Origin of the sequence: Simplicispira metamorpha, from assembly GCF_004341365.1 — a bacterium.
GTDB classification, from domain to species: domain Bacteria; phylum Pseudomonadota; class Gammaproteobacteria; order Burkholderiales; family Burkholderiaceae_C; genus Simplicispira; species Simplicispira metamorpha.
In genome coordinates this window covers 150,895-162,963 of the sequence record NZ_SLXH01000005.1, presented here as the reverse complement: position 1 = coordinate 162,963, position 12,069 = coordinate 150,895, and the positions used below count along the sequence as shown (strand labels likewise).

Annotated in this window: 8 protein-coding genes; 3 read left to right on the top strand and 5 right to left on the bottom strand. The window is 65.0% G+C overall.

What is annotated here, in order from left to right; genetic code table 11:
- Positions 1-256 (top strand): hypothetical protein (locus EV674_RS17520; protein ID WP_207902176.1); only part of this gene is annotated, 256 nt, incomplete at its 5' end.
- Between the two features lie 169 nt (positions 257-425).
- On the opposite strand, the gene EV674_RS04515 is transcribed toward EV674_RS17520, so the two are convergent.
- From EV674_RS04515 to EV674_RS04505, 3 genes are all read right to left on the bottom strand, one after another.
- Positions 426-1,784, bottom strand: coding sequence for a hypothetical protein (locus EV674_RS04515; RefSeq protein WP_119012198.1), 1,359 nt, complete (start codon positions 1,782-1,784; stop codon positions 426-428).
- Between the two features lie 172 nt (positions 1,785-1,956).
- On the bottom strand, positions 1,957-2,964 hold the full coding sequence (locus EV674_RS04510) for a helix-turn-helix transcriptional regulator (RefSeq protein WP_119012197.1): 1,008 nt from the start codon (positions 2,962-2,964) through the stop codon (positions 1,957-1,959).
- A 308-nt stretch (positions 2,965-3,272) separates the two neighbouring features.
- Complete coding sequence (locus EV674_RS04505; RefSeq protein WP_374761660.1) at positions 3,273-5,297, bottom strand: sigma-54-dependent Fis family transcriptional regulator; 2,025 nt, start codon at positions 5,295-5,297, stop codon at positions 3,273-3,275.
- A 314-nt stretch (positions 5,298-5,611) separates the two neighbouring features.
- Here EV674_RS04505 and exaC point away from each other — a divergent pair, with 314 nt between their 5' ends.
- The gene (exaC, locus tag EV674_RS04500; protein ID WP_119012195.1) at positions 5,612-7,135 is read left to right on the top strand and encodes an acetaldehyde dehydrogenase ExaC; all 1,524 of its coding nucleotides are present in this window, start codon (positions 5,612-5,614) and stop codon (positions 7,133-7,135) included.
- A 212-nt stretch (positions 7,136-7,347) separates the two neighbouring features.
- Complete coding sequence (locus EV674_RS04495) at positions 7,348-7,734, top strand: DUF779 domain-containing protein (protein WP_119012194.1); 387 nt, start codon at positions 7,348-7,350, stop codon at positions 7,732-7,734.
- A gap of 408 nt (positions 7,735-8,142) precedes the next feature.
- Here EV674_RS04495 and EV674_RS04490 read toward each other — a convergent pair whose 3' ends face one another.
- Together EV674_RS04490 and EV674_RS17900 are read right to left on the bottom strand one after the other, a co-directional pair.
- Positions 8,143-10,116 carry a methyl-accepting chemotaxis protein gene (locus EV674_RS04490; protein ID WP_119012193.1) on the bottom strand — a complete coding sequence of 658 codons (1,974 nt, stop codon included), beginning with the start codon at positions 10,114-10,116 and terminating at the stop codon, positions 8,143-8,145.
- Between the two features lie 136 nt (positions 10,117-10,252).
- Positions 10,253-11,935 (bottom strand): PAS domain S-box protein, encoded by a 1,683-nt coding sequence (locus EV674_RS17900; RefSeq protein ID WP_119012192.1) that lies wholly within the window; start codon positions 11,933-11,935, stop codon positions 10,253-10,255.
- Positions 11,936-12,069: the final 134 nt, after the last annotated feature.

Here is a 12,069-nt window from a genome sequence, read left to right as displayed (position 1 = left end):
GCGCTCTATCACTGCTTGCCAGACCATCTTGTTCCTGATTCCAGAGAAATCAGGAGACTACGATGGTTTCTTTCCAAACACCTTGAAAGGGGTGGCCCTTACGGCTCATGCTTTGCTTGACTCCACGCTGTGCAAGCAGCGCTCGATAGGGCTGCTTCTTGTAGTGGGCCTGCACCAGCAGCGGCGCGGCGCACAGGGCCAGCCAAGCCAGGGTTTTTTTGACAGAAAAACCCATTTTTTGCTCCTGATTCAGTAGCTGTTTGCGCTTATCCTGCAAGGTTTTGAGCCACTTTTGGCTCAAAAAATCGTGCAAAAAAATGAAAGAGTTCGCATAGCCATGCCCCGAGGCTATGCAAACGCCGCCATCGGCGCCCCCACTGAGCGCCACACTGCGGCAGATTCACGCTGGCGGGGGCAACGCCGGTTCAGCGCACCTCGCAGGTGCGCACCCAGGGGGAATTGAAAATCACACTCGGCGTGACCTTGACCCGGGCCGTGAAGCCGGGGCGCGGTGCTGTTTCGGTACCGATGTTCTTGAGGTCCTTGATCTCCAAGTTGACACTCAGGCTCTTGACCAGCGCCGGGCTCATGACCCCGCCAATGCTGGTCTTGCTGGGCCGTCCAAGCTCGTCATACACCTCCACGATCCGCTCCCCCCCGTGGGCACTGAAATACTCCATGCCAAAGGACGAGATAAAGGTGCCGGGCAGGCTGGCGTGCTTTTCCTCGGTGTATTTCATTTTCCATTCGAGCTCTGCCTGTGCCACGCCCAGGCGCCCGCTGATGGTCAGTTTGGTGGGGCAGATATCCTTTTTCTCGCCTACCCGGTGGTAATGCGAGATATTCGTGTCTTGGCTCGACACAATGGCTACGGAGGATTGCTCGCGCGAATTGATCCTCACGCCCCACGATTTGTTGGTGGCAAAGAATTTCTCGGCGCCAGAGGCTTCTGAAATACCCGCTTGCTTCAAGCCAGACCGCGCAATGCCCGGCGCCTCGGGATAAAAATCCGACCCAGCCGCATACCGGGCAATGAATGCCTCCATGCCTATGCCACCGGCCTGGCTCCAGGTCTGGTATTTACCCAGCAGATCGGCAAACGTGTTGTGGCGCTCTGCCATCAACTGTAGAAAGCGCGGCCAATCCAGGTTCTGGCGCTGCAACGCCTGTAGCCATACGCCCTGGCGCCAGCCAGTCAGGTAGAAAAAGAACACCAATTCCTCTTCCACCGATTCCTGCGCATCGAAATACGGGTTCTCGCCCACTTGCTCGTAAAACGCCACGTAATCCTTGACGCGGACAAATTCCGAGCGCTGGTAATCGTCGTACAGCGCGCCCACGTCGTTTTCAAAGGCACCGATTTCGGCGGCGATGTCTGAGCCATCGTTGCGCCGCTCGGCAATGCCCTGCCACAGCTGTTTGTAGAAATCGCGCAACGCGGCCAGCCGGGGGGCGTCTGCCTGTTCACCGTTTTCCAGGGGCAGTGCCACCAGGGCCAAAGGGGGCCTCTTGTGGGGGCCGCCCGACATCTTGGCGGTTTTCACGCTCGTGGGCGCCACATCCGTCAGCAAGTCGCCTTCGGCGGTGACGCCATGCACCAGGTAGCGATCTTCCTGTGTGCTGCCGTCTTCCAGGGTGGCGGCAAAAGTCACTACTTCGCCAGGCTGAAATACCAGGGCTGGCTCTTCATCGCCGCTGCCGCCGCAGGCAGCCAGGGACAAAGCCAGGGTGATCGACAGGGCCAGGGGTGTCAGCCCCTCTGGGCGAATGGTGCGCATGTGCATGGTCAGTTCTCATCGGGTCGTAGATGCCCGCGAGGCTAGAGGGATACCGCATCCAGCGCCTCCACTGAGCGCCACTCCACCGCAGATATGCACCATGTCGGCAACGGCGCGCTGCACCAGCGCGGCCTTCGCCGCCAAGCAGCGTTGCCATCTGAGAGATGGCTGGACGGCTTTATGTCGGCATACCGTGCGCGTGCCCCTGCCGCACGTCGCTGGGCGCTGCGGCAAAGCGTTGCTTGAAGGCCCGGTAAAACCAAGAGAGGCTGTTGAAACCTGCGTCATACGCAATGGCGCTGACCGTGCTGCCCGCATGCCGGGGGCTGGTGAGTTGGTCAAATACGCGCTGCAGGCGCAGCTCCAGCAGGTAGTCGCTGAAGGAGCTGCCCTCCTGCTCAAACAGCGCGCGCACATAGCGGGCGGAAATGCCGTGGCGCGCCGCTACCCATTCCAGCGACAGGTCGCCGCGCCCCGCATGAACGCGCAGATCGGCCTGGATCGCCTTGAGCCGCGCCTGCCGCAGCCCGCGTGCGTAGGCACGGTTCTGCGCCTGGGATGTGGCACCCAGCACCAGGGCACTGAGGTCGAGCAACTGCTCACTCAGGCGCAGGCGCTCGGCGTCGCTGGCGTCACAGGTGCTGGTGGACTGGGTCAGCTCCAGCGCCTGGCGGGCCAGCAGCCGCAGGGGCAGGGTGTCGGCGAGCGGCTGGCGCATGGCACGGTCCACGTCAGCCATGTCGGGCAGCAGGCGTTGGCGCGGGAAGGCGATAAGCAGGCACCGGGATTGGGGGGCGTGGAAGTCGGTGCGCCCGGCCCGTTCGTTCAGGGCAAAGCAGCCCGAGCCGCTGGTGCAGGCCATTTCACCCCGGTTTCCTAGCCCGCGTTGACGCACCACCCAGTCCCCCACCCTGCCCCTTGGCTCTGGGCTGCCGGGGTTCAGGAACAGCAGCACATCGTCGTTGCCATCGGCCAGCTGCCGACCGCTGCGCTGCACGCTCAAAGGCGAACACTCGACGGCAGCCACAGCGACGCCGGGCAGCAGGCGAATGCGCATGGAGAGGCTCAGCGCGCCGTCATTGGCAATGTCGGGGGCCATGTTGGCCAGGGCGGCACAGGTTTCGCGCACGGCGTCGGTGCGCTCGTGCCGGGGGTGGTTGCAGGTATCGAATTCAATGAAGGCCATATCACTATCGCCGCACCGGGGCGGTCTTCAATCTGAATTTTCTGGAGGGAAGGGAGGTGCCGTGACCGGAATGGCCTGCCAGGCGGGCCATGGACGCGAGTGTCACCACCCACGCCTGCGCTGTCGATCGCCCAAATGAATTAGGGCGCTACAGCCCTTCTCCCCAGCCCTGGCCAGAGACCAGAAACACAGAAATAAATGATAAATAATGCCGCTAAGGCACGCCAGTAAAGCGCAAGCAGCTATCAAATTTGAAGCATTTGAAGCAAGCTGCCCCCACAGAACAGGCTCTCGCCCACCAAAGGCCGCTACCCCACCGGGTTCAGTGCCAGCTTGCGGTACAGCGTCTGGCGGCTGATGCCCAGCTGGCGGGCGGCCTGCGAGACGTTGCCGCATGCGGCCTGCAAGGCCTGGGCGATGGCGGCGTGGGACAGGGCTTGCAGGCTTTGCCCGCTGGAGGGGAGCGCCACCGCAGGCGGGGGTTCCGTGTTGGGCCAGGCGCCGGGCACGGTGCGGGCGCCCCGGGCCGGTGCGGCGCCGGGCGCTGCCGGTGTTTGCAGTGCGTGCAGCACATCGTCGCTCAGGTGCTCCCAGTCCAGCGTGTTCTGGCCGTCGGCCAGCAGGGCGCAGGCGGTGCGCAGCACGCTGGCGAGTTGGCGCAGGTTTCCCGGCCAGGGGTAGGCGGCCAGTCGCGCCAGCAGGTCGGGGGCCACCCACACGCCAGCGGGCAGGTCTTGCTCGGTGGCCAGCTGGGCCAGCAGGCGCTGCACCAGGGCAGTGAAATCGCTGCGCTCACGCAGGGCGGGCAACTGCACCGTCAGGCCGTTGATGCGGTAGTACAGGTCTTGCCGAAAGCGTCCCTGCTCGGTGGCCTGCAACAGCTGGCAGTGCGTGGCGCAAACCAGGGCAAAGTCCACCGGCACGGCTTTGGCCGCCCCCACGGGCGTGACGCTGCGCTCTTGCAGCACGCGCAGCAGGCGCATTTGCAGCGCCAGCGGCATGTCACCGATTTCATCGAGGAACAGGGTGCCGCCGTGGGCCTGGCGCAGGTAGCCGGGGCTGCCCTCTTTGCGCGCACCGGTGAAGGCGCCAGCCACGTAGCCAAACAGCTCGGCTTCGATCAGGTTCTCGGGGATGGCGCCGCAGTTGATGGCCACAAAAGGCGCATCGCGCCGGGGCCCGCTGGCGTGCAGGGCGCGGGCAAACAGCTCTTTGCCCACGCCCGATTCACCCTGGATGAGCACCGCAATCGGTTTGCCGACCACGCGGCGGGCTTTGTCGGCGGCGGCGCGCCAACGCGCGTCACCGGTGTCGAGCTGGGCCAGGGCGTCGGGTGCGGTGCTGAGGGCCGCAGTCGGTTGCGTCCGGGCAGGACGGGCGGCAGTGGGGGCCGCCGGGCCGGGCCAAGCGCTGGCATCAAGCTGCAACTGCGCCCACAGCAAGGCGCCGCCGGGCAGGCGCAGGGCCTGGGGCTGCTGGGGGCGGCGCCGGTGGTGCGAGAGCAGGTCGTCCAGGCGCACTTCCAGCACGCGCTCCAGCCGCACGGCGCCCAGGTCGCCCGTGTGCAGGCCCAGCTGGGCCAGTCCGACGCGGTTGGCACCGACGATCCAGCCATCGCCCGAAACGGCCACGATGCCCTCGGCCACGCTGCCAATGCCCTCGGGCTCGGTGTGCAGGTGCAGGCGGATGTGGCGCTGGCAGGTGTCGGCCAACAGGCGGTTCTCGATCATGCGCGCGGCGGTGCTGACCAGGCCCAGCGTGTGGGCGTGGCCGTTGCGGTAGTCGCCCGAGATGTCGAGGATGCCCAGCAACGCGCCCGTGGCCGACAGGATGGGCGAGGCCGCGCAGGTGAGAAAGCTGTTGCGCTCCAGAAAATGCTCGCCGCCGTGGATTTGCACCGCGCTGCACTCGGCCAGCGCGGTGCCGATGGCGTTGGTGCCCCGGTGCTCTTCGTGCCACGAGGCGCCGCTGGTCAGGGCCACGCGCTCGGCCTTGTCCACAAAGTGCGGGTCGCCCAGGGTGTGCATGAGCATGCCGCGCCGGTCGGCCAGCACCACCACGCTCTGGCTGTGGCGCACCTGCTCGAACAGGTACTGCATGACGGGGCGCGAGTGCGCCAGCAGCTCGGGGTTGTGGTCCAGCACCTGGCGCAGGGCGGTGCTGCTGTAGTGGTCTGTGGCCCGGGGCTGGCCGCCCGGCACCAGCCCGGCGGCCAGGCTGCGCGTCCAGGAGCGCGCCAGGCGCTCTTGCACCATGCCGCTGGGGCAATGGCCAAACTCCAGCAGGTGCTGGCGGGCCTGTCGCAAGGCCACAAGGGGGTGGGTGGGTCGCACGCGCTGTCTCCTGTGCGGGTGTCGTAGTGCCCCGCTGGACGGCCAGTATGGCCACAGCGCACGGGCCGGGCAATAGCGCAAACACGCAGTGCACAGCAGGTGTTCCATTGCGTGACAGGTGTTGCACCCTGGAGCGTTGCAGGCCCGCACTGCATTCGTCCGTACAAACCCGAATCAGCGTAAAAAATGTTCCATGAAATCAAGGCACTGCGCAGTCTGGGTGGCGCTGGCACGGGTTTTGAGTAACAGGAAGGCATCGGACAGCCCGATGGGCCGACCCGGTACACACCACCCATCCACAGGAGACACCACACATGACCGTTTACGCAGCCCCCGGCGCCGCAGGCGCCACGATCACCTACAAGGCCCAGTACAACAACTTCATTGGTGGCCAGTTTGTGCCCCCGGTCAAGGGCCAGTACTTTGACGTGGTCAGCCCCGTCAATGGCCAGGTCTATACCCAGGCCGCGCGCTCCACTGCCGAAGACATCGAGCTGGCCCTGGACGCCGCCCACGCCGCCGCCGATGCCTGGGGCAAAACCGATGCCGCCACGCGCAGCAACATCCTGCTGAAAATTGCCGACCGCATCGAGCAGAACCTGGAGCTGCTGGCCTACGCCGAAACCGTGGACAACGGCAAGGCCATCCGCGAGACGCTCAACGCCGACATCCCGCTCACCGTGGACCACTTCCGCTACTTTGCAGGCTGCGTGCGCGCGCAAGAAGGCGCCTTGAGCAACATCGACGACACCACCGTGGCCTACCACATCCAGGAGCCGCTGGGCGTGGTGGGGCAGATCATCCCGTGGAACTTCCCCATCCTGATGGCCGCCTGGAAGCTGGCCCCCGCACTGGGCGCGGGCAACTGCGTGGTGCTCAAGCCCGCAGAGTCCACCCCCATCTCGATCCTCATCCTGGCCGAGCTGATTGCCGACCTGCTGCCCCCGGGCGTGCTCAACATCGTCAACGGCTATGGCCGCGAGGCGGGCATGCCGCTGGCCAGCAGCAAGCGCATTGCAAAAATTGCCTTCACCGGCTCGACCAGCACGGGCCGCGTGATTGCACAGGCCGCTGCCAACAACCTGATTCCGGCCACGCTGGAGCTGGGCGGCAAGAGCCCCAACATCTTCTTTGCCGATGTGATGGACAAGGACGATGCCTTTCTGGACAAAGCCATCGAGGGCCTGGTGCTGTTTGCCTTCAACCAGGGCGAGGTTTGCACCTGCCCCAGCCGCGCGCTGATCCAGGAAAGCATCTACGACCGGTTCATGGAGCGCGTCTTGAAGCGCGTGGCCGCCATCCAGCACAAAAACCCGCTGGACACCGACAGCATGATGGGCGCACAGGCCAGCAAAGAGCAGCTGACCAAAATCCTCTCGTACCTGGACTTGGGCAAGCAAGAAGGCGCCGAAGTGCTGGCCGGTGGTGGCCAGGCCCACCTGGGCGGCGACCTGGAAGGCGGCTACTACGTGCAGCCCACGCTGTTCAAGGGCCACAACAAGATGCGCATCTTCCAAGAAGAAATTTTCGGCCCCGTGCTGGCCGTGACCACCTTCAAGGACGAGGCCGAAGCCCTGGCCATTGCCAATGACACGCTGTACGGCCTGGGCGCGGGCGTGTGGAGCCGCAACGGCAACGTGGCCTACCGCATGGGCCGCGCCATCAAGGCGGGCCGCGTGTGGACCAACTGCTACCACGCCTACCCGGCGCACGCAGCCTTCGGCGGCTACAAAGAATCGGGCATTGGCCGCGAAACGCACAAGATGATGCTCGACCACTACCAGCAGACCAAGAACCTGCTGGTGAGCTACAGCGAGAACAAGCTCGGCTTCTTCTGATCGCATTGCGTCACCGGCAGCGGCTTGACTCCCTCTCCCCCCAAAGAGGCGAGGGAGCAAGACCTCCCCAGCGCCATGGCCCGGGAGGGCGGCCTCCGATTTCTGGTACCCCAGCATGAGGAGGCCGCCCTCCCGGGTCGTGGCGCCACCCCCGACGTCTCCGCCCCACGTCGCTCGCGCCTCTCAGAACACTGCCTTTGCAGGAGAACACCATGGTTGACCGCGTGATTGCCACCCCGGCCGCGTTGGCGCTGATTGCCACGCTGCAAGCCCAACACGGGCGCGAACTGATGTTCCACCAAAGTGGCGGCTGCTGCGACAACAGCGCCGCCAACTGCTATTTGCCCACCGACCTGACCATCGGCCCCTACGACGTGAAGCTGGGCGAGGTTGGCGGCGTGCCCTTCTACATCAGCCAGTCGCAGTACGACACCTGGAAGCACACCCAGCTCATCCTCGATGTGATCGAGGGCACGGGCGGCACTTTCTCGCTCGAAGGCGCCGATGGCAGGGCCTTCCACACCCGCTCGCGCGTGTTCACGCCGGCGGAACTGGCCGAGCTGGGCATCACACCCGCCTCTGACCCTGAAAAAATTTAAGCCAAAACAGGCTTCAGCGCCCGCTTATCAAGCGCTTGCAGCTATCAAAGTAATAGTAATTTGACCGCCTGCGCCACAGCGCAGCGCGGCGGTCTGCGCCCGCCCCGGGCACGCGGGAAAACCCTGGGGACAAAACTGGCACAAGGCAATAGTTATCCACAGAAAAACGACCCGGCACCAGGTTATCCCCGTTGGGGCGACAGCAGGCACAGGGCGCAGGGCACAGGCATGGCCGGAGTGCAACCCTTTGTCAGACAAGGGGAAACGGGAGTTATCCCCAGAAAACCGAGCCCTCTACTATTACTACTATGTATTTATCCAAAGTATTTCTCTAAGAAAGAGAGGACAGGAAAAGACCGCGCCGCAGGTCTTGTCCTGAAACCGCGCCCATCTGGGCAGTACCGGCTTTTAGCCCATGCCCAGCGTGCGCACTGCCTGGCGTTGGCCTGCATCGCCATGGCCGAGTTTGAATATCGACACCACCTGTACCAGCTCCTGCGCCTGGCTGCGCAGGCTACTGGCGGCGGCGGCCATTTCTTCGACCAAGGCAGCGTTTTGCTGCGTGACCTGGTCCATCTGCGTGACGGCATCGCCCACCTGGGCCACGCCTTGCGACTGCTCCTGGCTGGCCGCGCTGATCTCGCCCATGATGTCGGTCACGCGGCGGATGGAGGTGACCACCTCGGTCATGGTGGTGCCCGCGCGATCCGCCAGGCTGTTGCCGTGCTCCACGCGCTCCACGCTGGCCTGGATCAGCGTCTTGATCTCTTTGGCCGCTGCGGCCGAGCGACCGGCCAGGCTGCGCACCTCGCTGGCCACCACGGCAAAGCCCCGGCCCTGTTCGCCCGCGCGGGCCGCTTCCACGGCAGCATTGAGCGCCAGAATGTTGGTCTGGAAGGCAATGCCGTCGATGACGCCGATGATGTCGGCAATCTTGCGCGAGGCGGCATTGATGTCGTGCATGGTGGTCACCACCTGGGCCACCACCTCGCCGCCCTGCGTGGCCACGGTGCTGGCGCTTTCGGCCAGCTGGTTGGCCTGGCGGGCGCTGTCGGCGTTTTGGCGCACGGTGGAGCTGAGCTGCTCCATGGCAGCGGCGGTTTGCTCCAGGGCGCTGGCCTGGCTTTCGGTGCGCGCGGACAGGTCGCTGTTGCCCTGGGCGATTTCGCCGCTGGCAATGGCCACGCTCTCCGAGCCCCGGCGCACCTGTTCGACCACGGGGCGCAGCTTGGCGCGCATTTGCTGCTGGGCCTCGATGAGCATGCCCACTTCGTTGGTGCCGTGCGGCTGGTCGGCGCCGCTCAGATCGCCGTTGGCCACGGCGCGGGCCAGCGCTTCGGCCTTGGCCAGCGGCTGGGTGATGGAGCGCACAAACACCAGCGCCATCGCCGTCGTCATCGACAGCGTGGCCACCAGGGCCAATGCCACCCACAGCAGCATGTATTGCAGCCGCGTCACGCGCGTTTGCAGGGCGTTTTGCAGGCTGTCCATGGCGGTGGCGTTGACGGAAAACAGCGCGTCGATGGTGCGGGTGAAGTCGTCAAAGTAGTCTTTGGCGGGCATCTTCAGCTCGGCCGCATTGATCAGGTTCTGGTCGGCCATCTGGCGCGTGGCCTGGATGCGGGCCTGCAAGTCTTGCACCGGGCCTTGCAGGGTCTGGCGGAAGGCGGGGTGGCTGGCCATGGCACGCTCAAAGCTGCGGAACGTTTCGCCATGCAGCTCGCCAGCACGTTGCTGCAACCCTTGCAGGGTGCTTTTGCCCTGCGGGGTCAGTTCGCCCAGCACCAGAAAGCTCGACCCTTGCGCCCGCATGATGCCCAGCTTTTCGCTCAGCATGGGGGCGTGTACCAGTGTGGATTGGATCAGCGCGCTGATGGCCTCGTCGTGCTCTACCTGCAGGCCGTAGTCGTGGCGCAGCGATTCGCCCAGCAGCATGATGTTGGCAATCAGCTGGGTGTGCTGGGCCGTGCTTTGCGGTGCGCCCAGGCTGCGGTTGGCCACCTGGGGCTCCAGCGCCTGCCAGGCCTGCTTGGCCTGGCTCCAGGCGCTGGCATCGGCGCTGCTGACCTGGGCGGCCTTGAAACGGGTGTCCACCTCGTCCAGCGCCTTGCCAATGGCGTCGCGCACGGCCGGGCGGCGCGCGCCCAGCTCGGCGTTGCCGCTGAGCATGCTGGCCGACAAGCCCCGGTGTACCTGCATCAGCTGCACCAGCTTGTTCAGGGCAAACAAGGGGGCGGCGCCGGTCACTTCACGCCGCGCCGAGGCAATGTCGTTCAGCGAAGTGCTGACGTACAAAAAAGTGGGCAGGGCACTCATCGACAATCCGATCAGGCCCAGGATGATGAATTTTTGAAAAAGACTGAGGCGGTGAAGCAGCGACATGATCAGGGCCCGACAAGGAAAACACAGAACCCGCTCCAGCCAGTGCAGTGCGCTGGGGCGGTGCAATGGCTGGATTGTCGTGTGGCCCGCTTCGGTCGTGCAATGTTTTCTTCCGGGCGGGGCGTGCCCGGCGGGTCTATGCGTTTTCCTGCTGCGTCAGCATGGTGCCGATTTCGCGTGCTGACGAGGAGGTTTTGGCAGCCAGGCTGCGCACTTCGCCCGCCACCACCGCAAAGCCCCGGCCCGCTTCGCCGGCCCGCGCGGCCTCGATGGCGGCGTTGAGCGAGAGCAGGTTGGTCTGCATGGAGATGGCGTTGATGGTGGCCACGATGTCGGCGATGCGCTCCATGGTCTGCTTTTGCACCGACTGGTCTTGGCCATACACGACCACTTTTTCCAGCGCACCGTCGATGTCGCGCACGGGGCTGAAGGTGGCCACCAGCCACAGCGGCTCGCAGCCGGGGGCCTCGATGGCAAAGTTGCTGTGCAGCGGTTCGCCGGCCTGCAAACGCGCCAGCCGCTCGGGCGTCAGTTGGCGCGCCATGGCCTGGCCCAGTGGCTGCGCCACCTGGGCCAGTGCGCTGGCGTTCAGGCGGCGCAGCAGAGCCGGGCTGGCATCGGTGGGTTGGCCGCGCAAGTCCACATCGAACATGCAGGTGGACTCGCGGATGGCCGACAGGCGCACCGCGTTCTCCAGAAACGCCAGCTTGGTCTGCGTGATGTTGGCGGTGACGGAGATGTGCCGCTCGACGTGGCCTTGCGCATCGAACAACGGGTTGATGGCCAGCGAGATCCACAGCGGCGCGCCGTCTTTGTGGTAATTGACCACCTCTTCGTAGAACGGCTTGGCCGCGGCAATGCGCTCGCTCATGCGGCGCACGGTGGCCGGGTCGGTGAGTTTGCCTTGCAGGATGGCGCCGGGTTTGCGCCCCATGACTTCGTGGGGCTCCCAGCCAAACAGGCGGGTGAAGCCGGGGTTGACGTATTCGATCAGCCCTTGCTTGTTGGTGACGATGACCGAGTTTTCCGTGCCAGCGGCCACCATCGACAAAATGCGCATGTGCTCGCGCTGCTGCACCTGCTCGGTCACGTCCTTGACAAAAGCGGTGTAGAGGATTTTGCCTTCCAGGCGCACTTTGGACAGCGACAGCACGCCCCACAGGATGCCGCCATCGGCACGCTCTATGCGCACTTCGCGCGTGGTGCCCACGATCTTGTCCTGGCCGGTGCGGCGGTTGGCGTCGATGAAGCCGTCGTGCTGCGTGCGCAGCCCCTGGGGCACCAGCATTTTCACGTTCTGCCCCAGCACGGCCTGGCGCGGGTAGCCCCACAGGCGCTCGGCAGCGGCGTTGAACAGGGTGACGCAGTTGTGCGCATCGATCGTCACCACGGCATCGACGGCCTGCTCCAGGGTTTGGCGCACCATTTCGCGCGATTCGCGCTCGGCACTGATGTCGCGCACCACGGCGGTGTAGCCCGCTTTGCTGCCCACATCGGTGCGCGACAGCGCCAGCGACACCCAGACCTGCGCGCCCGAGCGCGTGGTGAGCGCCACTTCGCGAAAGGTGCCGACGATGCGGTTTTCTCCGGAGCTGCGGTGGCGCTGGATGTAGCCGTCGTGCGCGTCCTGGTGCATCTGGGGCACCAGCATTTTCACGTTCTGCCCCAGCACCTCGCTGCGCTGCCAGCCCCACAGGCGCTCGGCGGCATCGTTGTAGAACACGACGCGGTTGTGCTGGTCAATGCTGACGATGGCATCAATGGATTGCTCCAGAGCCACCAAGGCTTGTTGTTCTTTGCGGGGAAAAAAGGAAAACATAGGGGCCCAGGAAAATGTGCGCTCTCAGCCAAGGCCGCTGCGCTGCACAAAACGTTCGTTCGATTGTGGCTTCCTTGTTTGACAGATCGACCGCCTTCCAGGCGCCGCAGCCCGCGCAGCCAGCGCCATCCTGT